19 protein-coding genes and 1 pseudogene are annotated in these 26,393 nt (G+C 71.0%); 11 read left to right on the forward strand and 9 right to left on the reverse strand.

The window, feature by feature from the left end; genetic code table 11:
* Positions 1-7: 7 nt before the first annotated feature.
* The 4 genes from ACFV6X_RS15665 to ACFV6X_RS15680 form a co-directional block, all read right to left on the reverse strand.
* A complete protein-coding gene (locus tag ACFV6X_RS15665; protein ID WP_385383135.1) occupies positions 8-1,450 on the reverse strand; it encodes a family 2B encapsulin nanocompartment shell protein in 1,443 nt (480 codons plus the stop codon).
* 264 nt (positions 1,451-1,714) lie between these two features.
* A complete protein-coding gene (locus ACFV6X_RS15670; RefSeq protein WP_385383138.1) occupies positions 1,715-1,960 on the reverse strand; it encodes a hypothetical protein in 246 nt (81 codons plus the stop codon).
* A 71-nt stretch (positions 1,961-2,031) separates the two neighbouring features.
* A complete protein-coding gene (locus ACFV6X_RS15675) occupies positions 2,032-2,913 on the reverse strand; it encodes a YegS/Rv2252/BmrU family lipid kinase (RefSeq protein WP_385383141.1) in 882 nt (293 codons plus the stop codon).
* Positions 2,914-3,004: 91 nt separating this feature from the next.
* Complete coding sequence (locus ACFV6X_RS15680; protein ID WP_385383144.1) at positions 3,005-4,603, reverse strand: FAD-binding oxidoreductase; 1,599 nt, start codon at positions 4,601-4,603, stop codon at positions 3,005-3,007.
* Positions 4,604-4,670: 67 nt separating this feature from the next.
* Here ACFV6X_RS15680 and ACFV6X_RS15685 point away from each other — a divergent pair, with 67 nt between their 5' ends.
* Together ACFV6X_RS15685 and ACFV6X_RS15690 are read left to right on the forward strand one after the other, a co-directional pair.
* A complete protein-coding gene (locus ACFV6X_RS15685) occupies positions 4,671-5,288 on the forward strand; it encodes a TetR/AcrR family transcriptional regulator (RefSeq protein WP_385383147.1) in 618 nt (205 codons plus the stop codon).
* Complete coding sequence (locus tag ACFV6X_RS15690; RefSeq protein WP_385383150.1) at positions 5,285-6,859, forward strand: glycerol-3-phosphate dehydrogenase/oxidase; 1,575 nt, start codon at positions 5,285-5,287, stop codon at positions 6,857-6,859. Before ACFV6X_RS15685 ends, ACFV6X_RS15690 begins: the two co-directional genes overlap by 4 nt.
* Positions 6,860-6,999: 140 nt before the next feature.
* Here the strand turns inward: ACFV6X_RS15690 and ACFV6X_RS15695 are convergent, their stop codons facing one another.
* From ACFV6X_RS15695 to ACFV6X_RS15705, 3 genes are read right to left on the reverse strand one after another with little or no spacing between them, the layout of a single operon-like run.
* Positions 7,000-8,415: an NAD(P)/FAD-dependent oxidoreductase gene (locus ACFV6X_RS15695; RefSeq protein WP_385383153.1), complete on the reverse strand. Its 1,416-nt coding sequence runs from the start codon at positions 8,413-8,415 to the stop codon at positions 7,000-7,002.
* Positions 8,416-8,462: 47 nt separating this feature from the next.
* On the reverse strand, positions 8,463-9,878 hold the full coding sequence (locus ACFV6X_RS15700; RefSeq protein ID WP_385383156.1) for a GMC family oxidoreductase: 1,416 nt from the start codon (positions 9,876-9,878) through the stop codon (positions 8,463-8,465).
* Positions 9,875-10,180 carry an NAD(P)-binding protein gene (locus tag ACFV6X_RS15705; RefSeq protein WP_385383159.1) on the reverse strand — a complete coding sequence of 102 codons (306 nt, stop codon included), beginning with the start codon at positions 10,178-10,180 and terminating at the stop codon, positions 9,875-9,877. Before ACFV6X_RS15705 ends, ACFV6X_RS15700 begins: the two co-directional genes overlap by 4 nt.
* 47 nt (positions 10,181-10,227) lie before the next feature.
* On the opposite strand from ACFV6X_RS15705, the gene ACFV6X_RS15710 reads away from it, so the two are divergent.
* From ACFV6X_RS15710 to ACFV6X_RS15745, 8 genes are all read left to right on the forward strand, one after another.
* Positions 10,228-11,280 carry a helix-turn-helix transcriptional regulator gene (locus tag ACFV6X_RS15710; RefSeq protein WP_385383162.1) on the forward strand — a complete coding sequence of 351 codons (1,053 nt, stop codon included), beginning with the start codon at positions 10,228-10,230 and terminating at the stop codon, positions 11,278-11,280.
* 126 nt (positions 11,281-11,406) lie between these two features.
* Positions 11,407-12,519, forward strand: a complete 1,113-nt coding sequence (locus tag ACFV6X_RS15715; RefSeq protein ID WP_385383165.1) for an aminotransferase class V-fold PLP-dependent enzyme — start codon at positions 11,407-11,409, stop codon at positions 12,517-12,519.
* Between the two features lie 234 nt (positions 12,520-12,753).
* Positions 12,754-14,184: an FG-GAP-like repeat-containing protein gene (locus ACFV6X_RS15720; RefSeq protein ID WP_385383168.1), complete on the forward strand. Its 1,431-nt coding sequence runs from the start codon at positions 12,754-12,756 to the stop codon at positions 14,182-14,184.
* Between the two features lie 209 nt (positions 14,185-14,393).
* The gene (locus ACFV6X_RS15725; RefSeq protein WP_385383171.1) at positions 14,394-15,317 is read left to right on the forward strand and encodes a MurR/RpiR family transcriptional regulator; all 924 of its coding nucleotides are present in this window, start codon (positions 14,394-14,396) and stop codon (positions 15,315-15,317) included.
* 303 nt (positions 15,318-15,620) lie between these two features.
* Positions 15,621-18,512 carry an FAD-binding and (Fe-S)-binding domain-containing protein gene (locus tag ACFV6X_RS15730; protein ID WP_385383173.1) on the forward strand — a complete coding sequence of 964 codons (2,892 nt, stop codon included), beginning with the start codon at positions 15,621-15,623 and terminating at the stop codon, positions 18,510-18,512.
* 202 nt (positions 18,513-18,714) lie between these two features.
* Positions 18,715-19,656, forward strand: a complete 942-nt coding sequence (murQ, locus tag ACFV6X_RS15735) for an N-acetylmuramic acid 6-phosphate etherase (protein WP_385383176.1) — start codon at positions 18,715-18,717, stop codon at positions 19,654-19,656.
* A gap of 34 nt (positions 19,657-19,690) precedes the next feature.
* Positions 19,691-21,241: a PTS transporter subunit EIIC gene (locus ACFV6X_RS15740; RefSeq protein WP_385383178.1), complete on the forward strand. Its 1,551-nt coding sequence runs from the start codon at positions 19,691-19,693 to the stop codon at positions 21,239-21,241.
* A gap of 27 nt (positions 21,242-21,268) precedes the next feature.
* Entirely contained in the window at positions 21,269-21,502 is a 234-nt protein-coding gene (locus tag ACFV6X_RS15745; protein ID WP_385383180.1) for a hypothetical protein, read from the forward strand.
* Between the two features lie 123 nt (positions 21,503-21,625).
* Here the strand turns inward: ACFV6X_RS15745 and ACFV6X_RS15750 are convergent, their stop codons facing one another.
* Complete coding sequence (locus tag ACFV6X_RS15750; protein WP_365455904.1) at positions 21,626-21,802, reverse strand: hypothetical protein; 177 nt, start codon at positions 21,800-21,802, stop codon at positions 21,626-21,628.
* 370 nt (positions 21,803-22,172) lie between these two features.
* Between ACFV6X_RS15750 and ACFV6X_RS15755 the strand changes: the two are divergent.
* Positions 22,173-22,229: pseudogene (locus tag ACFV6X_RS15755) on the forward strand (hypothetical protein); the annotation flags it as partial.
* Between the two features lie 181 nt (positions 22,230-22,410).
* Here ACFV6X_RS15755 and ACFV6X_RS15760 read toward each other — a convergent pair.
* Positions 22,411-26,370, reverse strand: a complete 3,960-nt coding sequence (locus ACFV6X_RS15760) for an RICIN domain-containing protein (protein WP_385383183.1) — start codon at positions 26,368-26,370, stop codon at positions 22,411-22,413.
* Positions 26,371-26,393: the final 23 nt, after the last annotated feature.

Below are 26,393 nucleotides of genomic sequence, written 5' to 3' on the forward strand. Positions count from 1 at the left end.
CACCTGGTCAGTCGGCGGTCCGGCCGATCTGGACGTTGTCCAGGACTCCGGCCGCGTCGGGTACGAGGATGGCCAGCGAGTAGTAGGCGGTCACGAGGTAGTTGACGCGGGCGGCCTTGTCGATGCCCATGAACCGGACGTTGAGGCCGGGCTGGTGTTCTTCGGGGATACCGGTCTGGTACAGGCCGACGACTCCCTGGTCGGCCTCGCCGGTGCGTAGGGCGACGATGCTGGTGGTGCGGGACGCGGAGATGGGGATCTTGCCGCAGGGGTGGATCGGGACTCCCCGCCAGGCGGGCAGCTTGTGCCCGTCGACGGTGGTCGAACCGGGCATCAGGCCACGCTTGTTGCACTGCCGGAAGAACGCGGCGATCGCTTTGGGGTGGGCGAGGAACAGGCATGTCTTGCGGCGCATGGACAGCAGTTCGTCCATGTCGTCGGGGGTGGGCGGGCCGGTGAAGGTGCTGATGCGCTGCCCGTGGTCGGCGTTGTGCAGCAGACCGAACTCCCGGTTGTTCACGAGCTCCCACTCCTGGCGCTCGCGGATCTCCTCGATGGTCAGCCGCAGCTGCTGCCGCGTCTGGTCCATCGGATCGTTGTAGAGGTCGGCGACCCGGGTGTGCACGCGCAGCACGGTCTGGGTCAGGGACAGTTCGTACTCGCGCGGTGAGAGTTCGTAGTCGACGAAGCCGCCGGGCAGCGTGGGCTCACCGGTGTGGCCGGCCTGCACCGGCATGTCCGCCTCGCCCCCGCGGTTCATCGGCAACCGCTGCCGGTCCGCGTACGCCGCCAGATGAGCGGCCAGCGACGGCACCCGGCCGGTCAACTCCCTGACCGCGTCCGAGGGCAGTACCAGTAGCACACCGGCCGTCTCGGCGCGTACCGAGGCCGGCCACAGCGGGTCGGTCCGGCCGATGGCCTCGTCCCCCAGCTGGTGGCCGTCGGTGACCACGCCGATCACTTCTTCGTCGCCGTACTTCCCGGCGACGAAGCGGGTGAAGCGGCCGTGGACGACCAGGTAGGTCTCCGTGACGGGCTGCCCTGCCTCGCACAGGACCTGCCCGGCGCGGACCTCACGGACCGTGTGTCGGCCGGCGATCTCCTGGAGGACGTCGTGGTCGCTGTAGCCGCGGAGAACGGGCAGTTCGGTGAGGGTCTGCGGGATCACCCGGACGTCGTCCGCGCCGTTGTGCTCGAAGTGGACCCGCCCCTCGCCGGCCCGCAACTGCAGACGGCGGTTGACCCGGTAGGCGCCGCCCCTGACGTCCACCCACGGCAGCTTCCGGAGCAGCCACCGGGAGCTGATGCCCCGCATCTGGGGCTCGGACTTGGTGGTGGTCGCCAGCTGACGCGCGGCACGAGTACCGAGACTGGTGAGCTCACGTTCCTCGGGTGCCGCGGCGGCGGGTTCCTCGGTGGCGGGACCGGCGACGCTGTCCGCAGCGGACACATTCCCTCCCGGATGGACGAGCGGCAGTGAGCAGAACGGCCAGTGGTGCGCGAGTGGCCGTGTGCTGCAGCAAGACAATCAGTCCCATGGGGCGGACGGTACGGCGCGAAAGGGGCGGTCTTGCCCCCAGGGTGCACAAACATCCCTTATGAGGCGGACGGCGCATTATCGAACCGCACTCGCGCCCCGCACTCACCACTCGCGCCAGCCACACCTGACGTGACACCGAGAGCCGTGGTTCGCGCTGCCGTAGCCGGGGCTCGGTCACTGGGGGCCGGCGACCCCGTCACGCCCGGCCACGGCAGCGATGCCGGCCGCCCTCAGCTTCCGGGCCAGGAGTTCCATCTCAGGAAGAGTTCCTGAGTAATCACCGCTCAGCACGCCGGACAGGACGACCTTGGCCGCCGCCCGGTCGACGCCGAGTTGAGTTCGCAGCACCCGCATGACGACGACGTTCCTGACCGGCGGGACGGTCACTCGCAGTGTTGCCGGCCCCTGCTCGGCGAGCATAGGAGTGGTGTACCTGACGGACTCGAGAACGGTCTGTGGCATCTTCACCCCTGACGGGGACAAGGTACCCCTCAGTGCAGGACGCGCAGTGCGCCCGGCTGGACCCTGGCCGTGACCGGGAGGACCGCCTCGACCTCGCCGTCCGCGCCGTAGGGGATCTCCCTGTCGGCCTCGATGCGTATCTCCTTGCCCTGTACGACGCTCACCTGGGGCCGGTTGACGTGGGTGCCCGTGTCGAGTTCCTTCATCAGGGCGAAGAACAGCCGACGCGGCGCGTCGTGGATCATCACGACGTCCAGCAGGCCGTTGTCCAGCCGGGCCTCGGGGGCGATGAGGCGGGCGGAGCCGTAGTAGCCGGAGTTGGCGGCCACCGCGGTGTAGCCGGCGTACGCGTGTTCCTGGCCGTCGACGGTGACCCGGTAGCGGGCGGGACGCCAGGTGCTGATGGCGCGCAGGGCCCCGGCGTAGTAGGAGGCGGTGCCGCGCAGCAGCCGGGCGCGATTGGCGTGGCGGTTGGCGAGCGCGTCCACCCCGGCGTAGACGCTGCCGAGGACGACGGTGCGGTCGTGGACGGCCGAGGTGACCTCGATGGTGTCGACGGCTCGCGGTGTGCCGTCGAGCAGGATTTTGGCGAGGGCATCGGGGTCGCCGGGCAGCCCCAGGGCCCGGGCGAAGTCGTTGCCGCGGCCGGCCGGGATGACGCCGAAGACGGTCTCGGTGCCGCTGAGCGCACCGCCGATGCCCCCGGTGATTCCGTCGCCGCCGACGGCGAGCACCACCCGCCCGCGTTCCCCGGCCCGTTGGGCGAGTTCGCAGGCGTGGGCGAGGCTGCGGCTGTACTCCGTCTCCAGCTCGGCGCCCGCCTCCCGCAGCAGCCGGGCCACCTTCAGCAGGGCCGCAGCGCCGGTGGCTCCGCCCGCGGTGGGGTTGACGACGGCGGTGAACTGTCGCATCGATGTGCCTCCGGGCTGACGGTGGTACCGGGCTGGTGCCGGGCTGTTGTCCGACGGGGGGACGGTCTGGAGCGAAGGAGTGCGGCCGGACTCAGTCCGCGGGCAGCAGGACGCCCGGGTTGAGCAGGCTACGCGGGTCCAGCCGTTGCTTGACCGCCCGCAGCGCCGCGATACCCAGGTCTCCGGCCTCCCGTACGTACCAGTCGCGGTGGTCGGTGCCCACGCCGTGGTGGTGCGTGATGGTGCCGCCCACGTCGAGGATCGCATCGTTCGCGGCGTGCTTGGCGCGCGCCCAGTGCGCCACCGGGTCGTCGCCCTGCGCGGAGACGACGGTGAAGTACAGGGAGGCGCCGTTCTCGTAGACGTGCGAGACGTGGCACATGACCAGCGGAGGGGCGCCGCCCTCGGTGAGCGTGCCGGTGAGCGCGTCGCGGACGGCGGCGTACAGATCGGGCAGCCGTGACCAGTAGGCGGCGGTCTCCAACGTCTCGGCGAACGCGCCCGCTTCGAGGAGCGCGTCACGCAGGTACGGCGCCGAGTAGCGGCCGTGCGCCCAGCGCTCGCCCGGTTCCGCGCCCGCGAAGGTACCGCCGCACTCGGCGAGGACGGCCGCGGCACCCGCCCGGCGCCGCGCGGTGTCGTCCTCGGTGCCCTCGAACCCGACCACGGCCAGACACCCGGCGCTCTGCTGTGCGACGGCCGAGCCGATGGCATCCGGCTGGGCGAGGCCGATCAGCGTCTCGGTCTCGTCGGACAGTCGCAGGACGGTGGGGCGCGGCCCGTCCTGGGCGAGCCGGCGCAGTGCGGCGGTACCCGCGTCGAAGGAGGCGAAGCGCCAGCCCTCGTAGCGGCGTGTCTGCGGGACGGGCCGGACGCGGACGGTGACGGAGGTGATGACGCCGAAGGCGCCCTCCGAGCCCAGCAGCAGCTGGCGCAGGTCGGGGCCGGCGGCCGAGCGCGGGGCCCGGCCGGTGTCCAGAGTGCCTTCGGGCGTGGCGAGGGTGAGGCCCAGGACCATCTCGTCGAATCGGCCGTAGCCGGCCGAGGCCTGTCCGCTGGAGCGGGTCGCGGCGTAGCCGCCGATGGTGGCCCACTCGTAGGACTGGGGGAAGTGGCCGAGGGTGAAGCCGTGTCCGGCGAGCAGCGCCTCTGCCTCGGGGGCGCGCAGTCCCGGTTCGAGCGTGGCGGTGCGGGAGACCGTGTCGAGGTCGAGCAGGCGGTTCATGTGCCGCAGGTCCAGGGCGACGAAGGGGGTCCGGCCGCCGGGGACGAGTCCGCCGACGACCGAGGTGCCGCCGCCGAACGGGACGAGGGTCAGGCTGTGTCGCGCGCACGCTCGGAGCACGGCGAGCACCTCGTCGTGGCTCTGCGGGAGGACGACGGCGGCCGGCGCGTCGGCGGTGTCGCCGGTGCGGATGCGCAGCAGATCCGGGGTGGACTTGCCGCGGGTGTGCCTCAGGCGGGTCTCCGTGTCCGTGCGGACCCGGTCCGCCCGGTCGCCGACCGCGGAGAGCAGCGCCTGGTGGGCGGCCCCGTCCAGGGCGGGCGCGGCGATCTTGACCTCCTCCAGCGATGCCGAGGCGACGGGGTGAGGTGTGACGCCGAGCCAGTCGCGCAGCAGCCCGGTCACGTTGTCGGGCAGCGGCGTCGCCCTCGCCGGGTCGCCCCAGCCGTTCCACAGCATGTCCATGCCTGTCGTCCTCACACAGTTCCGAGGGTGTGCCGCCGGAGCGGGTCCGGGCGTTACACTGTTACACATGGCGCCAATTCGTCACAACAGATCGGTTCCGCAGAACTCCTCCGACAGCGACGTGGTGCTCGACGCCGTGCGGGACTGTGTCCTCGCGGTCGGCGTTCGCCGCACGACCATGACCGACGTGGCCCGCCGCGCCGGCGTCTCCCGGATGACGCTCTACCGGCGCTGGCCCGACGTCCGCACCCTCGTCGGCGATCTGATGACGCGGGAGTGGATCGCCGTGGCGATGGACGCCATGCCCGAGAGCGGGCCGGAGGCGGGCACGCGCGCGCCACTGGTCGACGGCCTGGTGGCAGGGGTGAAGGCGTTCAGGGCCCACCCGCTCTTCCAGAAGATCGTCGACGTGGATCCCGAACTCCTCCTGCCCTACATGCTGGACCGGCGCGGCGCGAGCCAGGAGGCACTGCTGGAACTGCTCGCCGACGCGCTGCGCAAGGGACACGTAGACGGCTCGGTGCGCGAGGCCCACGCCGAACGCCAGGCGCGGTCCGTCCTGCTGATCCTGCAGTCCTTCGCGCTGTCGCTGCGCACCATGACCGACGAGGACGACGCCGATCTGACCACCGCGGCTTTCCTGGCCGAACTGCGCACCGTTCTGGAGAGGACCCTCACCCCATGAGCCCGACCAGCAGCCCCGCCGCCGGCAGCTCCCTGTCCGCCCCGCGGCGCATCCGTGACCTGGCCGAGGCCACCGACGGCCGCGTCGTGGACGTGCTGGTCGTCGGCCTCGGCGCGACCGGCGCAGGAGCGGCCCTCGACGCCGCGGCCCGTGGCCTGGACGTCGTCGCCGTCGATGCCCACGACCTGGCGTTCGGTACGTCGCGCTGGAGCTCCAAGCTCATTCACGGCGGGCTGCGCTACCTGGCCTCCGGGCAGCTCGACGTGGCCCACGAGAGCGCGGTCGAGCGAGGCGTGCTGATGGAGCGTACGGCGCCACATCTGGTGCGCGCCCAGCCGTTCGTGCTGCCCTTGACCGCGCTCGTCTCCCGGGGGCAGGCCGCCCTGACGTGGGCCGGGCTCCGGGCAGGCGACGGCCTGCGCCTGACCGCCCGCACAGCCCGCGCCACGCTGCCCGCCCCGCGTCGGCTCACCACGGTGGAGACCCGCCACATGGCCCCGGCCCTGCGCCCCGACGGGCTGCGCGGCGGTCTGCTGTCCTGGGACGGAAAGCTCACGGACGACGCCCGCCTGGTGACCGCGCTGGCCCGCACCGCCGCCGCGTACGGCGCCCGCGTCCTGACCCGCGTCCGGGCCCTGGAACTGACCGCGTCCGGCGCCCGGATCCGCGACGAACTCACCGGCGAGGAGGGCGAGATCCGCGCCCGCGCGGTGATCAACGCCTCCGGAGTGTGGGCCGGCGACCTGGTGGACGGCCTCCGCATCCGCCCCTCGCGAGGCACCCACCTCGTCCTGCGCTCCGAGCACATCGGGCCACTCCCCGCCGGCCTGCACATCCCGATCCCCGGGGAGACGAACCGCTTCGTCCTCGTCCTGCCCCAGGACGACGGCCGGGTCTACGTCGGCCTCACCGACGAACCTCTGGACGGCCCCCTCCCCGACGTCCCCGAGGTACCCGAGACCGACATCGGCTTCCTGCTCGACGTGCTCGGCTCGGTGCTGGAGACCCCCGTCGGACGGGACGACGTCGTCGGCGCCTTCGCCGGGCTGCGCCCCCTGCTGGACACGTCGGCGCCCGGCGCAGCCTCACGCACGGCGGACATCTCCCGCCGGCACGCGGTACTGACCTCGTCGGACGGTGTGGTCAGCATCGTCGGCGGCAAGCTCACCACGTACCGTCGCATGGCCGAGGACGCCGTGAACGCCGCGGTCGCCGCCCGCGGCCTCGCCGTCGGCCCCTCCCCGACCGCCGCGCTCCCGCTCGTGGGAGCCGCCGCGCCCCGCACGCTCGCCGAGCTGCGCGCGCCCCGCCGCCTGGTCCAGCGCTACGGCACCGAGGCACCGGCGGTGCGGGCCCTGGCCGTGGACGATCCACGGCTCGGCGAGCCGGTCCTGCCGGGCCACCCCATCACGGGCGCCGAACTCCTGTGGGCACTGCGCCACGAGGGCGCCTTGGACGAGGCCGACCTGCTCGACCGGCGCACCCGTATCGGACTCGTCCCGGCGGACCGGGCCGAGGCGCTGGAGACCGTACGGGGGTTCGTCGGCGCGGCCTTGGCGATCGGGCACTGAAGCCAAGCCGGACCGGCGGCAGCACCGCCGGTGCCGACGCAGGTTGTGAGCGCCACACCCCGCAGCGAGCAAGGCGTCGAAGCAGCGGGCGACGGTGGGGCCCCGTGCGCTGTGCCTTGACCGCGGGCGGCCGCTGTGCCTCAGGCATCGGCCAGTGCGGAGAGCAGTTCGCGGCGTGACGGACCCGGTGTGGGGTAGCGCGGAGCATTCGTGCTCAGCGCGGCCACCCGTCCCTTGAGGCGCGGTGTCGTCAGCACCTCCGGGCCGGCCAGCAGTGCTGTCATCTCGGCCAGGGCCCGCATGATCTCGGGGTCCTGGAAGCGTGCCGCTTCGAGGGCGATGCGCCGCTGCCAGGCGGGGTCGTCCGCTGCGTAGCGTTCGCCCTTCATCTCGTGGTCGATCTCGGCGAGGCGGTGCCGGTCCCAGCCGTCGAGCCCGTGCCAGAGCGGCAGCAGGTGGTGCTCGGTGGCGGCCGCGAACGCCACCGACCAGGCCGTCGCGTCGACGGAGCCGACACGACGCAGGGTGTCGCGCAGCAGTGCCGCGTGCCGGAAGGCCGTGGTCATGCCGGCCCCGAAGAGGGGGTTGGTGGTGGCCCAGGCGTCGCCGACCGCCACCAGCCCGGTGACCACGGGCGCGTCGTCCACGACGAGCCGACGGTGAGCGCTGCGTACGCCGCCGGTCGCGATCACCTCGGTGACGGGCTCACCCTCGGCCCAGGGCGACTCGGTCGGGTACAGCCGCATTGCCCGGTGCCAGGTGTCCTTGTTGCTCAGGCGACGCAGTTCCTGGTCGCGGTCGGATGTCGCGATCGTGACCGACCAGGTGCCATGGTCGCCGGGCAGGATGAGGATGGCGACGCTGTCATGCTGGAAGCCCACCCACGGTGGCGGTGGTTGAGCCAGGCCGTCGCCGGAGCGGAAGAACCGGGTGTAGTAGCGGAAACCTGAGTCCGCCCGCTGCTCGTGAGGTGCGAGCCCCAGATCGCTCAGCATGGCCGCTCCACTTGCCCGGCGGCCGGAGGCGTCGACGACGAGGTCCGAGTCGAGTTGCTCGCTCCCCTCGCACAACACCCCCGTCACGTGCCGGCACCGGTCGGTCCGGGCCTGTTTCGTCCGCAGCCCGGTGACCTTCACCCCGCGCCGTACGGTGACGCCGGGGGTGTGCTCGGCTTCGGCCAGCAGGGCCGCCTCCAGTACGGGCCGCCGAGCGGCCACGGTCTCGAACCGGTCGTCGCCCGGCTGAGGGCCGCCCGTGGCCCCGACGTGCCAGGCCCCGGCGATGATGTTGTGTCGGAGCGCGCCCAGGTCGAGCATGCGGTCAACCACCGCCGGGCGCTCAGCCATGAGCACGCGAAACCCCCCGGGCAGGAGGAGATGCGCCTGGAGGAACTGGCGGACGCCGGGACGCTTCCAACCGCCGTAGAGCGCGGCGCCGTCCCGCCTCGGCGGCGGAGGATCACTTTCGAGCACCGTCACCCCTCGGCCCTCCGCCGCGAGCATGACGGCCGTCAACAGTCCCGCCGGGCCACCGCCCAGCACCAGTACGTCCGACATCACAGACCTCGTCCCTTGCCTGTCGTGCGTCATGTGCCTGTCCTGCGTCATGCGCAGTGATGCGCGTGCGCCTTCGGGGGAGTTGCCGACGAGCACGCCGTGAGGAGCCGAGCCGCGACTTCGCCGATCATCACCGAGGGCGCGTTCGTATTGGCGGAAGTGATGGAAGGCATGATCGAGGCGTCGGCAACCCGCAAACCGTCGATCCCGTGCACGCGGAGCCTGGAGTCGACGACAGCCTCTGATCCCGTTCCCATGGCGCAGGTGCCGACCGCGTGCTGGTACGGCATGGTCGCCGCACGGAGGAACGCCCGTGTCCGCCTCCGGTTCATGGGCCGGTGCGGTGCGACACGACGCCGGATGAGCTTCCGGTAGGGAGGCTGCGCGGCGATGTCCATCCCCAACTCGACACCGGCCGACAAGGCTTCGACGTCGGCCTGTTCCGTGAGCAGGTTCGGCTGAATCTCCAGATCTCCGCAAGGGTCGGCGGAGAGGAGCCGGAGATGGCCGCGGCTCTCGACGCGCATCAGTCCTGGAAGGATGGAGAAGGCGTCGGGCGGCGGAGGACATGCCCTGCTGACCGCGAGGGAGACGTAGGGAATCTGGATCGCGACGAACATCAGATCGCACGACGGAAGGCCGGAGCCGCTCTTCCAGAAGAAGGTGCTGCCCTCCAGGTTGTTGTTGAAGGGAGGCAGGGTCTGCCGGGGCTGGAAGCACAACCCCGCGACCAGGGGATGCTCTTGCAGGTTCCGCCCTACGCCGGGCAGATCGGTGACCGTCTCGATGTCGAGCCGCCGCAGGTCGTCGGCCGGCCCGATCCCGGACAGCATGAGCAACCGGGGACTGTCCACGGCACCCGCGGACAGCACTACCTCGCCGGAGACACGGACTCGGCGGACTTGACCGTTGTGTGCGAACTCGACGCCGGTACAGCGGCTTCCGGACATCGTCAGTCTTCGCACGTGCGCACTTGTCACGAGGGTGAGTCGTGGAACACCGAGGAGCGGCTTGAGGTATCCGTGCCAGGAATTCCATCGTTTTCCGTCGCGGATGTTCATGCTGACCGGACCGACACCGAGGGGCTCGGGCGTATTGATGTCGTCGAGGTAGGGCATGCCGTAGGAAAGACCACTGTCGATCAGTGCCTGCGCCACAGGGTGGAGGTCTTTTGCTCGCTCCACCCGTATCGGCCCGCCGGCGCGACGAAAGGCGCTCCGACCATCCTCCCAGTCCTCAGCCTGTTTGAAGTGGGGGAGGACGGATGCGTAGTCCCATCCCTGATTGCCGGCCGCTGCCCAGCCGTCGTAGTCGGAGGAGTGGCCCCGGACCCACACGAGTGCGTTGACAGCGCCCGATCCGCCGACGACCTTGCCTCTCGCCATCGGCATGGTGCGGTTGCCGGTGTGCGGATTCGGGGCGTAGCGGTAGTCCCAGTCGAACACCGAACCGAAATTGGTCACCCACTGCTCGGGGCGTACGAGGCTCGCGGCATCGTACGCCCGTCACCCGCTTCGAGAACAAGCACGCGTGCGTCGGTCTCCTGCAGCAGTCGCGCAGCGACGACGCACCCCGCAGAACCCGCACCCACCAAGACGTAATCGAATTCCTGCATCGAATTCTCCTCGCAATGCACCTTCGACGAAAATACGTCCCCGGGAATTCCTGAAATCCTGTTCCGACCGGCTTTCCTGATCAGCGTAGGTCGCGTCCTTGTGCACCGACCACCCAGTAAGCTGGGGACCTGACGCTGCACGGCGTACATGATCAAGGCTCCGGACCAGCGGTCTGTTGCATCAGGCGAGGGCGATCGTGAGCATCACCAGGCTCCACCGGGGCCTTCAGGGCTTGGTCACACAAGGCCTGGACTCGTCTCTGTTCCGGCACGAGTCCGCAGCCCGGATCACCGCGGCAGTAGGCGCTGAGGCCTACTGCTTCGCCGAGATCGACCCGGAGTCAGGCCTGGCGACCAACTACGCGACGGGCAATCTCGACCGGTCCGGGGCTCCGCTGCTGCACTTCAACGAATTCGGGCAGCGGGATTTTCTGAAGCTTCGCTCACTGGCGGACGGCCCGGTGCCGGCCAGTTCCTTGTCCGCGGCGACCGGTGGCCGCCTGGAGTGCAGTCCGCGCTACCGGGACCTGCTGTGTCCGCTCGGGCTGGGCGACGAGATCCGCGCCGTCGCCATGACAGACGGCCGGGTCTGGGGTTTTCTCCATTTGTTCCGTCGGCAGAAGCAGCCCGCCTTCGACAAGGACGAGATCGGTTCGGTCGCTGAAGTGTCCCAACGACTGGCGGTCGGCATCCGCAACGCGGTCCTCACGTCATCAGCGCCTACGAAAGGCCATCAGGAACCTGCGCTCGTCATGCTCGACGACAGCAATCGCATCGTCGAGTCGACGACCCTGGCGGACAAGATACTGGCCGATCTGCGAGACCCGGATGAACCGGACGGGCAGACACCGGAGATCGCGGTGATGATGGCCGTCTGTGCCCGGATCCGTTCCTCGCGACCCGGCCCCGGCAACCCCGACGTGCCCGTCGCTGCCCGTGTGCGCGCGAGGACGGCCCACTGGTTCTCGCTGCACGCGAGCACGACCACATCGGACCACGGCGCCGGGCACGTCGCGCTCATCCTGAACCCCGTCGAGCCCCCGACGTCGCCGGAAGCCTGGGCCGCACGGTACGGGTTGTCGGCCGGGGAGCGCGACGTCGTCGACAGGATGCTCGCGGGCCGTTCCACGGCACAGACGGCGGCCGAGCTGATGATCTCCCCCTGGACGGTGCAGGATCGCTTCACCAACGTCTTCGCGAAGACCGGAGTTCGTAGTCGCCGCGAACTCACGAGCCTGCTGCGCCCGTAGCCGCCGCTGACAGCCGCGGGGCGCGCACACGACAGACGGTGAAAAGCCGGTGGATCTACCCTTACTCTCCTGATCGGCGGCCGCAGCGCCGTGCTCGATCGCACCGTCCTGGAAGGAAGAGCCCCCGTGCTCACGTCGTACGCAGCCCACTTCGACACACCCGCCGGTTACATGGACTTCGCACGGTTCGGTCCGCCGTCGCGGGAGGTCGTGGCAGCTACCGCGCGTGCCATGGACGAGTCCGCGCGGGCCGACCACAGCACCGTGGACGGCCTGATGCGGGCGGATCAGGCGGCACGGGAGATCGCGGCCCGCCTGGCGGGTACCGACCCCCAGCACACCGTGCTCCTGCCGAACGCGTCCACCGGCCTCTTCCATGCCGCTCTCGGCGTTCGCGAGGGCGTGGTCCTCGCACCGCGCACCGACTTCCCCTCCAACCAGTACCCGTGGCGCCGCGCCGCGAGCCTGGGCCGGGTCACGCCCCGCTGGCTCGACCCGGCGCCCGGCGAGGGCATCGGCCCCGACCTGGTCCGCGCGGCGCTGACCGACGACACCGTGGCCGTGTCCGTCAGCGCCGTGGACTTCCGCACCGGGTTCCGTGCCGACCTAGCGGCACTGCGCGAGGTGATCGGGGACAAGCGGCTGCTGATCGTGGACGCCATCCAGGCGTTCGGCGTGACTGACATGCCGTGGGAGGCGGCGGACGTGCTGGTCGTGGGCGGCCAGAAGTGGCTGCGGGCGGGTTGGTCCACGGGTTTCGCCGCCCTGTCCGACCGGGCGCTCGGCACCCTGGAGCCTGTCCTCACCGGCTGGACGGGGGTCGAGGACGCCGGCCTCTTCGACGGTACGGAACATCAGCCCGCCCCCGACGCCCGGCGATGGTCGATCACCCATCTCAGCCCGGTGGCGGCAGCAGCCTTCGCCGCCGCGTTGGACCTCGTGGAGCGGCATACCGTCGCGGCGATCGAGAGCGCGATCGAAGCGCGGGTCACCGAACTCGGCGAAGTCGTCGAGCGGTCCGGCGGCCGCGTCCTGTCCCCGGCCGATCCGGCACGGCGCGGGGGCATCCTCTCCTTCGGGTTGCCGGACCAGGACCCCCTCCTCGTCGCCAAGGCGTTGCAGGCCGAAGGGGTCACCGCGACGGCGCGGGCCGACTCGCTGAGGCTCTCCCCGCACGCCTCGACCCCGCCGGAGATCTCCGAGCGCGTGGCCGCAGCGCTGTCGTCACTGCGGAACTGACCCGGTCGGGTTCCCGTACAGGACCGGCCGCCGCCTTCCGCCGGATGTCCGGGTTCTCGTGCTGGACGTCGAGTGCGCCCGCAGCACCACAACCTTCCCCCGCGGCCACGAGTCCTCACTGTGTCGAGCGGGTTGCCGCACGATGTCCGGTGGGTGTCATGGGGCTGGACCACGTTGCGCCCCGTGCTGTCGGCGCGAGTCCTGTGGCCGCGCCTCGGGGAAGGGGACACGCAGATGGGCAGATGGGGGACGGCCGCGGTGGTGGCTGTCGGATTGATCGCGGGATCGCTGTCACCCGCCGCTCCGGCCGCCGCAGTGCACGCTGCGGCACCCGGTGACTTCAACGGAGACGGTTACCGTGACGCGGTGCTGCCGGCACCGGGCGCGAACGTCTCGGGCAGGGAGGCCGCGGGCGCCGTCGTGGTGCTGTACGGCTCGTCCTCCGGGCTCTCGGCGAGCCGGCGGAAGACGATCACTCAGAACACGTTCGGTGTGCCGGGTTCGGTCGAGCCGTACGACCGCTTCGGCGCCTCCACGGCCACGGCCGACCTGAACCGGGACGGATACGCCGACCTGGTGGTCGGCTCGCCCTACGAGGACACCGCGTACGGCGTCAACTCAGGTGTGGTGATGGTGCTGTGGGGCGGCAGGGACGGACTGGGCCGGGGCACGGTGCTGCCACCGCCGTCCCCCTCCGCCAACCAGGACTACGGCCTCGACGTGGCCGCGGTCAGCCTGGGGGCGGGCGCCAGGACCCAGGTCCTGGTCGGTGGGACCAGGGTGACCGTCGCCTTCAAGGGCCCGTTCACCCGCGCCGGCGCGTTCGGCTCCGCGGTGCGGAGCGCGGAGGACGACGCCGTGGGGTCGGTGGCACTCGGCGACCTGGACCGCAACGGCATCCCCGACCAGGTGGCCCTGGCGGGCTACCGCGACGACCTGTCGGGCAGCCAGGTCAGGGTGAACCCGACGGGCGGACAGCCCTGGCCGGAAGGGCTGGAGAACGGCAACGGTCTCATCGCCGCCACCGGTGACGTCAACGGTGACGGGTACGCCGACCTCGTGGTCGGTGACCCCCAGGAGGCGACACGCTGTTGCGACGGCCAGTTGGGCGGTCGTGTGCTGCTCTGGCGAGGGTCGGCGGACGGCATCGCCACCGACGCGCAGCCCGAGGAGATCACGCAGGGGACCGAGGGCGTGCCCGGTTCGAGCGAGCGCGGTGACACCTTCGGCGCCGGGGTCACGGTGGCCGACCTCGATCGTGACGGGCTCGCGGACATCGTGGTCGGCGCTCCGAACGAGGCCGTCGGCAGCGTCAGGAGGGCAGGCATGGTCACGGTGATCCCCGGCCGTGCGGCGGGCGGGCTCGGCGCGGGGGCGTACTCCTTCCACCAGGAGACCCCCGGTGTCCCGAGCATCTCCGAACACCGCGACTGCTTCGGCACCACGGTCTCCGCCGGAGATGTCGACCGGGACGGCATGCCGGAACTGCTCGTCGGCGCCGCCTGCGAGAACCACTACACCGGCGCGGTGTTCGTGCTCCCCGGCGGTACCTCCCGCCCGACCGGCAGGGGCAGCTACGCCTTCACACCGAACATGTTCGGCTTCACCCAGGGCAACAGCACACTCCTCGGCGGCAACGGGCTGTGGTGGATCCTCGGCGGCTGACCGACCGGCGGCTCACCGCACCGCACGGTGAGCCGCCGTGACCGGCGACACCGCCGGACGGACCAGCGACGTCACGTCCCCGTACCGGCGTGCGCGGGAATGACCAGGCCCACTCAGGTGCCCCCGCCCGGCACCGACGTGACCCTGTGTTGTGATTAACTGCTTGTCACGGTGCGTACGCCCCCGTCGTCCGGTGCAGGAGGAAGCCGATGAGTCGCCGGGACGAGCCCCCCACGCCGGAGCGCGGCCCCGCCGGCGCGAGTGGAGCAGACGCCCTCACCCGTATCCGCGCCGGCCGGCCCACGCTGCCGCCCTCGGAGCGGCGGGTGGCCGACGCCGTGATCGCGGATCCGGCCGGAAGCTCGGAACTCTCGATCGGCGTGCTCGCCGAACGAGCCGCCACGTCACCCGCCACCGTGCTGCGCTTCTGCCGGACGCTCGGCTTCGGCAGCTACCCCCAGCTGCGGCTCGCCCTGGCCGCCGCGGTCGCGCACGAGCGGGCGGTCGGCGGGGAGCGGTCGGCGCTGGGGACCGACATCGATCCGTCCGACACCCTGGAACAGATCGTCAAGAAGATCATCTACAACGAGGTCCGCGCGCTCGACGAGACCGCCCGCAGTGTGGACCCGGCGGTCCTCGGCCGGGCCGTCGACGCCATCACCGCGGCCCGGCGCATCGACATCTTCGGCGTCGGCGCCAGCGCCTTCGTCGGCCAGGACCTGCACCAGAAGCTGCATCGCGTCGGCCACATCGCGTTCGTGTGGACGGACGTCCACGCCGCCCTGACGGCGACCGCGCTGCTGGGTCCCGGCGACGTGGCGATCGGCATCTCCCACTCGGGGGAGACGGAGGACACCGTCGAGCCGCTGGCCGCGGCCGCCGCTCGGGGAGCCACCACCGTCGCACTCACCAACTTCCCCCGGTCCGCCCTGGCGGAGGCGGCCGACCTCGTCCTGACCACCTCCGCCCGCGAGACACCGTTCCGTTCGGGCGCCACGGTCAGCCGGATCGCCCAGCTGGCGCTGGTCGACTGCCTGTTCGTCGCCGTGGCGCAACGCTCCTACGACGCCGCGGCGTCGGCCCTCCAGGAGACCTACACCGCCGTGCAGCGGCGCCGGCGGCGTCGCCCGTAGCACCTCCGCCGGCGCACGAGCCGCTCGCGAGTCCCCTACGTGGCAGCAGGCCGGAAGGTTCCGGTCCGTCATGCGCCCCGGCCTGCCCGTGCCCCGTATGTCATTAAATTACATGTCACACATCCAGACGTAAGTTATTGACATACCCCGACGGTGATCCCGATACTCCCGGGAGCCGCGGACCGGCCGGACCGCGCGCCGACCGGCCCCGGCCCACCGAGCGGGCGGTACACCCGCGCACCCGGTCGCCGCGCCCAGACCCACCGTCGTCCCGCGCCGAACCGGCGGCGCCGCCGAGGAGCCATGAGCCACCCCACCGCCTCCGCCACGCCCGCCCCCACCACGCGCCCCTCCGACCAACGTCTGGCCGAACTCCTCGCCTCGTGCGTCGGCGACCCGGCCCGGGTGACGACCGCACTGCCCCGCAGGATCGCGGCGGCCCATGACGCCTCTCCGTACCTGTTCACTCCTCGCGCGGTGGTCCGCGCGGCGTCGGCAGGCGAGGTGGGCGCGCTGATGGCCGGGGCCCGCGCGGCCGGCGTCCCGGTGACCTTGCGCTCGGGCGGCACCAGCCTCGCCGGTCAGGCCGGCGGCGACGGCATCCAGATCGACGTACGCACGCACTGGCGCAACGCAGAGATCCTCGACGACGGGGACCGAGTGCGTCTCCAGCCCGGACTGACCGTCCGCCAGGCCAACGCCCGGCTCGCCCGGTACGGCCGTCGGCTGGGCCCGGACCCGGCGAGTGAGAGCGCCTGCACCATCGGCGGCCTGGTGGCCAACAACTCGAGCGGCATGAACTGCGGCACCCGGGACAACGCCTACCGCACCATCGAGTCCCTGCGGTTCGTGCTGCCCTCCGGCACCGTCGTCGACACCGCGGACGCCGACGCCGACGAGGTGCTGCGGGCCCGCGAGCCCGAACTGCACGCGGGGCTGCTGAGACTGCGGGAACGGGTCCGCGGATCGGCCGCGTCGCGGGCCACGGTGGAGCGGCTCTTCGCCATGAAGAACACCATGGGGTACGGACTGAACTCCTTCCTCGACCACTCCACCCCGGCCGAGATCCTCGCCCGGCTCATGATCGGCAGTGAGGGCACTCTCGGGTTCGTCGCGGAGGCCGTCTTCCACACGGTCCCGCTCCTGCCGCACACCGCCACGGGACTGCTCGTACTGCCGGGGCTCGCCGAGGCGACCGACTGCCTGCCCGCGCTGCTCGCCGCCGGGGCCCGCACCGTGGAACTCCTCGACGCCGCCTCCCTGCGGGTGGCGCAGCGGTCCGCGGACCCGGTGGAGGCCCTGCGCGGCCTCACCGTCACCGGCCACGCGGCGCTGCTCGTCGAGTTCGCGGAGGACGACGCCGAGGCGCTGGAACACACCGTCGCCGCCGCCCACCCCGCGCTGCGGCTGCTGCCCACGGTCACCCCGGCCGTGCTCACCCGTGACGCGGGGGAGCGGAACCTGCTGTGGCGGCTGCGCAAGGGGCTGTACACCGCGGTCGCCGGCGCGCGCCGCCCCGGTACGACGGCCCTGCTGGAGGACGTGGCGGTGCCGATGGAGCGGCTCACCGCCACCAGCGAGGGCCTGATCGGCCTGTTCGCCCGGCACGGCTACGAGGACGCCGTGATCTTCGGGCACGCGCGGGACGGCAACCTGCACTTCATGCTGACCCAGGACTTCGACTCCGGCGGAGAACTGGACCGCTACGCCCGCTTCACCGACGACATGGTCGACCTCGTCCTCGGAGCCGGCGGCACGCTCAAGGCCGAGCACGGCACCGGCCGCGCCATGGCCCCGTTCGTCCGGCGCCAGTACGGCGACGAGCTCTACGACGTGATGCGGGAGCTCAAGCGGTTGTGCGACCCACAGCAGTTGCTGAGCCCCGGTGTCCTGCTCGACGACGACCCCCGAGCGCACCTCGGCCACCTGAAGAGCGTGCCGGAGGTCGACCCGGCCGTGGACGCCTGCGTCGAGTGCGGCTACTGCGAGCCCGTCTGCCCGACGGCCGACGCCACCACGACCCCGCGTCAGCGCATCGCCCTGCTGCGCGAGATCGCCCTCGCCGCAGCCGCGGGCGACGACGACACGCGCCGCGCCCTGGAGGACGACTACGGCTACGCGGCCGTCGGCAGTTGCGCGGTCGACAGCCTGTGCGTCACCGCCTGCCCCGTCCACATCGACACGGGCGAGGTCATGAAACGGCTCCGCGCGGACCGGCACGGCAAGGCGGCCCAAGGTGTCGCCGACCGGGTGGCGCGGCACTGGGAGGGCACGGTCGCGGGCGTCCGCACGGCGCTCAAGGCGGCCCACGCCGTTCCGCTGCCCGTCACCCGGGCGGCGACCCGGGCGGTGCGCGGACTGGGCGCCGGGGAACTTGTGCCCGTATGGACCGGGGACATGCCACGCAGCGGGCCGGACCGCCCCTCCCCGCGACATCCGGCCGAGGCGGAGGCCGTGTTCTTCGCGGCGTGCATCGGCAGCCTCTTCGCCCCCGAGAAGGACGCCGGCCGGAGCGCGGGATCGGCCGACGCCTTCCTGCGCCTGTGTGAGCGGGCGGGGGTCCCGGTCGCCGTACCGGACGGACTGGGCGGGCTGTGCTGCGGCACCCCCTGGCAGTCCAAGGGATACACACAGGGCCACCGCACCATGGCGGCCCGCACGCTGGACGCCCTGTGGGCGGCCACCGATCACGGCAGGCTGCCCGTCGTCTGCGACGCCTCCTCCTGCACGCACGGCCTGGAACGGCTGGCCGAGGCGCTGCCCGAGGAGGACCGTGCCCGCTACGCGGCCCTGCGGTTCGTGGACAGCGTGGCCTTCACCGCCGAGCGGCTGCTGCCCGCCCTGCCCGCAGTGCGGCCCCTCGGGTCCATGGCCCTGCACCCCACCTGTTCGACCACCCACCTGGGCGCCGACGACGCCCTGAGGACCGTGGCCTCAGCCCTGAGCCCGGACGTCACCGTGCCCGACTCGTGGGGCTGCTGCGCCTTCGCGGGCGACCGGGGGCTGCTGCACCCCGAGGTCACCGCGGTGGCCACGGCACGCCAGGCCGCCGAGATCAACACCCGGTCCTACGACGCCTACGCCTCCTGCAACCGGACCTGCGAGATCGGAATGACCCGCGCCACCGGGCGCCCCTACCGGCACATCCTCGAACTCCTCGACGAGGCCACCGCCCCGGCCGTGGCCGGGATGTGACCCACTGATCGTCGGCGGAGCCTTGACGCGACCTCCCGCTGAAAATATGTTTCATGTCGCCGGAGTGAAGTGAAAGAAAATTTCGTCACTGTCTCTCGGGTCACACGAACCGGCCGACCCCGCTCTCCGTCGCGTATGACGGATACGCGTGAGAGTCACCGAAGTCACCAGAATGTCCGAACCACAGGAGCCGTGAACGTTCATGTCCACCCAAGACGCCGTGGGGAACGGCCTACTGCGGGACCAGCTGGCCACCATGGCCACGGAGGCGTACCGCCCCGAACTGGCGGACATCGACCGCCTGTCCACGCTGGACATCGCCCGCCACATGAACGCCGAGGACGCGACCGTCAGCGCGGCGGTCGCGGACCGGCTCCCGGAGATCGCCGCCGCGATCGACGGCATGGCCGAGCGGATGGCCCGGGGCGGCAGGCTCATCTACGCCGGGGCGGGCACCGCCGGACGGCTCGGGGTGCTGGACGCCTCCGAGTGCCCGCCCACCTTCAACACCGACCCCTCGCAGGTCGTGGGCCTCATCGCGGGCGGCCCGGCCGCCATGGTCACCGCCGTCGAGGGTGCCGAGGACTCCGAGGAGGGGGCCCGTCAGGACCTGGACGGGCTCAAGCTGTCCGCCGACGACGTGGTGGTCGGCATCTCCGCCTCGGGCCGCACCCCGTACGCCGTCGAGGCCGTCCGCCACGCGCGGTCCCTCGGCGCGCTCACGGTGGGGCTGTCCTGCAACGCCGACAGCGCGCTGGCGGCGGCCGCCGATCACGGCATCGAGGTCGTGGTCGGCCCGGAGACCGTGACGGGCTCGACGCGGCTCAAGGCGGGCACCGCGCAAAAGATGGTGCTCAACATGTTCTCCACCATCACCATGATCAGGCTCGGCAAGACCTACGGGAACCTGATGGTCGACGTCCGCGCCTCCAACGAGAAGCTGCGGGCGCGCGCCCACCGGATCGTGGGCCTCGCGACCGACGCCTCAGACGAGGCCATCGCCGCGGCGCTCGCCGCCACCGGCGGCGAGGTCAAGAACGCCATTCTCACCCTGCTCGGATCCGTGGACGCGCGGACGGCCGAGCGCCTTCTCCAGGACGCGCACGGGCACCTGCGCAGGGCCCTCGAAACCGCAGCCGCCTGACGTACCAGCCGATACTCACAGCAAGGCCGATCTCATGGCGAACGAGAACAAGTACCGCGACACCGCGGCCGCCATCCTGCCCCTCGTCGGAGGAGCGCGGAACGTGGCGTCGGTGGCCCACTGCATGACCCGGCTCCGGCTGGGCCTGCGCGACCGGGCCCTGGTGCAGGAGGAACAGCTCAAGGCACTGCCCGGGGTGATGGGCGTCGTCGACGACGACACCTACCAGATCGTGCTCGGCCCGGGCACCGTCGCCCGCGTCACCCCGGAGTTCGAGACCCTGGTCGAGCAGGAGCGCGCCGAGGCACCCGAGGCCGCCCCCGGGGCGGGCGGCGTCCCGGACGGCGAGCCCGTGACCGCCGAGGACCTCGCCGCGCAGGGCGCGGCGCTGCGCGCGGAGCGCAAGGCGCAGAACGCCACCCCGTTCAAGCTCCTGCTGCGCCGCATCGCCAACATCTTCGTACCGCTGATCCCCGCCCTCATCGGCTGCGGCATCATCGCGGGCCTGAACGGCTTGCTCGTCAACCTGGGCTGGCTGCCCGGCATCACTCCCGCGCTCGCCGCGATGGCCTCCGGGTTCATGGCGCTGATCGCCGTGTTCGTCGGCTACAACACGGCGCAGGAGTTCGGGGGCACACCGATCCTCGGCGGCGCCGTCGCCGCCATCATCGTCTACGCGGGCGTGGCCAACGTGGAGGCGTTCGGCCAGGAGCTCTCCCCGGGACAGGGCGGTGTCCTCGGTGCCCTGGGCGCGGCGTGGCTCGCCGTGCAGATCGAGAAGTGGTGCCGTCGCTGGGTCCCTGTGTCCATCGACGTCCTGGTCACCCCGACCATCACCGTGCTGGTGGCCGGTCTGGCCACCCTCTTCGGGCTGATGTTCCTCGCCGGTGAGGTCTCCACGAAGATCGGTGAGGCCGCCAACTGGCTGCTCTCCAACGGTGGCGCGGGTGCCGGACTGATCCTCGGCGGCCTGTTCCTGCCGCTGGTCATGCTGGGCCTGCACCAGGCCCTGATCCCGATCCACACGACCCTCATCGAGCAGCAGGGCTACACCGTGCTGCTTCCCATCCTCGCGATGGCCGGCGCGGGCCAGGTCGGCGCGGCGATCGCCGTCTACTTCCGGCTGCACCGCAACACCTCGATCCGTACGACCATCAAGTCCGCCCTGTGGCCGGGGTTCCTCGGCGTGGGTGAGCCGCTGATCTACGGCGTGTCCCTGCCGCTGGGCCGCCCGTTCATCACGGCCTGCACCGGCGGCGCCCTCGGTGGCGCGTTCGTCGGACTCTTCAACCAGCTGGGCACCGACGTCGGCTCCACCGCGATCGGCCCGTCGGGCTGGGCGCTCTTCCCGCTGCTCGACGGAGACCACGGACTCGGCCGGACGGTGGCCGTCTACGCCGCGGGTCTGGTCGTCGGCTACCTGGGCGGCTTCGTCGCCACGTACTACTTCGGCTTCACCAAGACGATGCTCGCCGAACTCAACGTGGCGCCCGCGCAGTCCGTCCCGGACACCGCGGCCGCTCCGGCGACCGCCGGTACGGACCCCGCGGCGCCGGCCGCGCCGACCGGCGTCCCGGTCCGCTGACGGGCGAGCACGGAGAACCGACCGCGGGTGAGGAGGGCCGTCGGCTTCTCCGGCACCGGCTGGACCTGCACCCGCACTCCGCTCGCCTGCACCCGCGACGACATCCTGCAGCCTGGCGAGAACCATCCGACGCTGACACTCACGGTGAACATCGCCAGGAACGCTCCCCAACGGGTCACCAACAGGGCCCTGGTCACCGGCGGCGGCACCACCGCCACGACCACCACGGTCAGACGCCCGAACCACAAGGCGACGCGTTAGCCACGGCCCCTGCGGCCACGAACACCCGCATTCCCCCAGCACGAGAGGCCCCGTGGACCACTCCACGGGGCCTCCCGCTCACTGCGCACACTCCACACATGCGAGACCAGGCGGAGGCGGACGTCAGCGCCTGCGGCCCCGTGCGGCCCAGCCGCTGCCGATTCCCGCCACGTGCAGGGCGAGCAGAGCAAGCCCGATCAGCATGAAGTTGGTCGAGGTGAAGACGTCGTTGGTGGAGATCTCCGCCGCGTTGATGAGGAAGGCGATGAAGAACAGGACCGCCGCGATGATGCCGAGCACGGTGTGCCTCCTTGGGTGGGGAGCCGGCCAGTAGGTGCCGTGTCACGCGTATGCCCCCGGCGGACCGCAGCACGCAGAGCCCGGTGAGCGAGTCGTGGCGGCCGCCACCGAGTTCGCCCCGCCCGGGTCTCACTGAAGACCTTTGCCTGTCCTGTTTGTTCGTGTTAGTGCATACTGGTGAGTTTGTTCATGGTGGGTCGTTGGGGTGGTGTGCCAAGGCCTGGCAGGTGAAGTCGTCGGGTGAGCGGTCGTCGGACCGGATCGCGTTGGGTGTGCTGACGCGGGTGTTTCCGCCTGAGTTGGTGGATGAGGCAGTCGCTGAGTCGGGCGTGTGGAGCAGCGGTCGCGGTCGCTGCCGGCCCGGGTGGTGGTGTACTTCGTCCTCGCGATGTGTCTGTTCTCCGGGCAGGGCTATGAGGGGGTGGCCCGGCTCCTGACACAGGGTCCGGGCCCGCAGACGACTGGGCCCGGAGCCGCTGAGAGCGCTGCTCGAGCGGGTGTGCCTGCCGGTCGCGGTACCGGGCACGGCCCCGCCCCCCCCATGGCTGAGCGCCGCGGGGCACGGAACGACCACTTTCCGTGCCCCGCGACGCATCAGAGGGCAGGCATCACTGGCGCAGGAAGAGGGACGGAAGGTTCTCCTCGCGAGTCGCGACGCCCTGCCCGGCGTAGTCCGCGGTCTCCCTGCCGGTCCAGTCGGGGATCGGTTGCCCGGACTGGGCCAGGTGATGGAACTGGCGTGGGTCGGCACTGTCCGAGCCGAACTCGTACGCGGTACCGCGCTGGGACCCGTACGGACCGTACGGCACGAACGCACCGCCCGGTGTCGTCTGTTTGGTCAGCGAGTTGTTGTAGAAGACGTTCTGCGGACCGGAGGATCCGGACCACTTGATCGCCTTCGGGCCCGCCGCCCACCAGATCGGGTACCAGGTCCCCTCGTCGACCTCACCGCCCTCGCCGCCGCAGTTGGCGGTACAGCTGCCCGAGCGGTGGTCGTACGGGGTCCTCACCGTGTTCTGTTCGAACAGGTTCCCGTGCTCCCATCCGCCGTGCAGGTTCAGGTCCGAGTCGAGGTCGTTGCGCAGGGCGACGTTGTCACTGGCCGACCACTGGAAGGTGAAGTGGCGCAGGTTGCGGCTGAGGTTGTAGGCGTACAGGGACTGCCACACACGGCTGCCGCGGAGGTAGCCGTTGCCGCCCTTGCCCTTGTTCCAGGCGCCGTCGAAGCTGTTGTGCTCGATCTGCAGGTTGAGCGCGTCCTCCGTGACTATGGGGTGGGAGCCGGTCATGGTGGCGGTCAGACCGCGCGCCCAGCTGTTGGCGGCCCACTTGAAGACGATGCCGTGCATGGCGTACTCGGGCGCCATGTTGCCGTAGTTGTGCACGGCCTGGTCGGGCGTGAGCTGGTAGGTGCCGCCGCCCAGCTTGGGCAGCCCGTTCATGTCCTGGGTGAACGCGAAGTTCTCGAAGCCGACCCCCTCGACGATCTTCAGCGGCGTGATCTTGCTGGGGAACGGCTTGTCGCCGAACTGGGCCGAACCGTCCGACGTGTCGTCGACCGGCAGGTCCCACTCCAGCGGACGGTCCAGCGTGACGGTCTTGGCCGTGGTGTCCACCCGGGCGACCTGGAACATCTGCTGACGCATGTGCAGGGCGTCCTCCAGGGACTCCTGAGCGCCGCTGATGCCCTGCTCGGCGTAGAACTTCTTGCTGTTGGCCGCGCCCACCCAGACGTACGCGCCCGGGGTGAACTTGGTCATGACGGCCTTCGGATCCAGATGGATCTCGTTCTGCCCTCGGCGGGCCGAGAACCCGGGGTCGTCGGCGGCCGCGGACAGCTTGACGCCGGAGGCCCAGTGCTGGTTCACGCTGCCTTCGAACAGGTCCTTGCGGTTGGCCGGAGCCGCTGCCCAGTCGTCCTGGTACCGCGTGGCCACCTCCCGCGTCTGCACCCGGAACAGCCCGCGGCCCGGCCAGATCCAGCCACCGGAGCCCTCGTCGGGGGCGGTGCCGGCCTTCATGGTGTCCTGGTCCCACCGCCCGTTGATCAGCGTGTCGTAGCGGGTGTTGGTGTCGGGCCGGAACACGAGCTTCGTGCCGTCGCTGCCGGAGCCCTGGCCACGGATGACCAGGAAGCTGGCGTCGACGTACATCTGGCGGGAGACGCTCAGGGTGCCGGCCGGGAGCTCGATGCGGGAGATCCGGCGGTAGTCGGCCTGCGGTGAGCAGCGGGCCTTGATGTCGTCGATCGCCTTCTGCAGCCCCGTGGTGTCGTCGGCCCCGTCGTTCGCCTTCACTCCGAAGGCGGAGTCGAGTTCCGCGGCGGTGATGACGCAGGACGCGTCACTGGTGAGGCTGCTGCTGTTCCCGCTGGGCAGCGGCTGGCCGCCCAGATAGCCGACGCGCGACCAGTCGGGCATGCCGGGGCGCGGGGCGGCACGGTTGCCGGAAGTGAGATCCGCTCCGGCCCCTCCGGGCCCGGCCAGGAGCACGTTGTCGTCCGGCCAGTCCCACGTGTCGTCGTCCGAGTCGGGAACGGGGTCGCCGGACAGGTCGTAGGGAGTGAACAACCACGTCTGGTTCTTGTAGCGGTCGTCGGGGCTGCTGCACGTGAAGACGTCCAGGAAGCCCTCGTCCGGGTCGGTGGGGCCGTGGAACACGTCCAGACACAGTTCGGGGTGGGCGAGGCTGTGCACCACGACCTCCTCACCCCGCAGCTGTTCGAGCCTCCACTGCTGGCTGGTCCGACCCGCCTGGCAGTCGAAGATGACCACCTCGCGCTCGGACACGGCACTGTCAGGGTTGTGGATGTCGAGGCACCGGTTGCTCTGCACGCCCCGGAACGTGACGATGTTCCCGTCGTCGCCCGCCGCCCTGGTGGTGGCGGCGTTCTTGATGTAGTCGAGGTACCAGCCCTGGTTGGGCTTCCTGGTCCGGTGGTACTGAACGACCAGCGCGCCGTTTCCGGTCTGGTTGCGGCTCACGTCCATGACTCCGCCGGCCTTCAAGGATTCCAGTGCGATGGGGCCGGACACATGCTGGGAGAAGTCCCAGGGCTCGCTGTCGGGGCTGGTGTGGGCCACCGACGGGGTGAAGATCCACCGCTCGCTGGGTTTGTTGAGGCACCACGCGAGCTCGATCCGCTGGGGGTCGTGGATGTCGGGCTGGCCGCCTCGGACGTTCATGCACAGGTCCTCGTCGACCATGTTGTGCAGTTGGTACTCGCTGTTGCCCAGGTCCTCCGGCATCCAGAGCTGGCTCTGGCCGGTGGTGCAGTCCCAGAGCTGCAACGGCTCACCTGGAGCGGGGTCGTCGTCGTTCAGGTAGTCGATGCAGCGTCCGCTGCCCACTCCTACGAACTGGAGTGACCCGTCGTCATACTGACGCACTTTCCAGCGCTGGTTCGTCCCACCGTTGCGCAGGTTGCTGTTGACGGGCGTGCCCTGAGTGGTACCACCGTTGACGGCGTCGAGTACACCGCCGGCCTCCATGCTCTCCACCGTCGCGTCTTCGTAGAGATCCGTCGGTTCCGCGGCGGCCCGCAAGGCTCCGAAATGCACGGGAAGATGGTCGGACCTCGAAGCGAAACCGTTGCTGGTGACCCGTCCGATCAGTCCGATGTTGCCCGCGGTCCCCACCCCGTAGTCGAGTTCACTGGGGGTGCCGGTTCCCTGACCCCCCACACCGTGGGTGAAGGTGCCGGTTCGGTAGATCTGCGTCTCGGCCGGGATCTCCAGTGTTGTCCTCTGCAGATCCCGGTTGTAGTCACCGACCGCGATCCAGTGCCGGGCACCCCAGCTCAGGGGAGTGGCGTCGACGAAGTCGTCGATGCTCCGCAGAAGGGGGGCGTCGTCGTTCCCGCTGCCCGACAGGCCGTGCAGATCGAAGTACCAGGTGTCCCCGATACGAATGCCCAGAGCCGCCCGGGCCGAGTACGGGTGGTCACCGGTGTCCCTGGCCAGAGGGTTGGGGATGATCGCCACACTGTCCGCCTGCACCGACGAGACGATGGCGAGGTTGACGCGGTTCGTGGAGTGATCCCAATCGTTGCTGTTCGCCCCCCTGTCGGTCGCCAGGAAGTAGACGTGGCGCTGCTGGCGGTTCCGGCTGGTGCCGAACTCCCAGATGCTGTGTCTGACGCGGCGGCCGACCCCTGGCGGCAGGACGGGAATCTGGCCGGTGGCGTTGCGCCCGATCAGCAGACCGTTGCTGTCGTCGATGAAGTGAGGCTGAGTGCCGGGAGCCGATGGCGGATTGGTGGTTCCCGCCTCCTGCAGGGCCACCACATCAGCTCTGGCGGCCAGGAACGCGACACCGGTCCGCCACCTGTCCTCGGTCGGGGAGTTGGCGCCTTCCATGTTCCAGCTGACCACGGTGCGGTCACCGACGACCGCGGTGGCACGCTGCGCGGTGCCGAGGTCGAGGAGTCCCGCCACCACCGCGATCGCCAGCGCGAAGATCAGGAAGACTCTCCTGCCGTGCGACGGGCTTCTGCGTCTTCTGAACAGGACGGGGAAGAGGAGCGGCGGCTCAGGGAACCGAGTGGCCGCTGGTCGTGGGCCTTTCACGTGACTCCGTTTCGATATGCGGC

Origin of the sequence: Streptomyces sp. NPDC059861, assembly GCF_042731435.1 — a bacterium.
GTDB lineage: Bacteria > Actinomycetota > Actinomycetes > Streptomycetales > Streptomycetaceae > Streptomyces.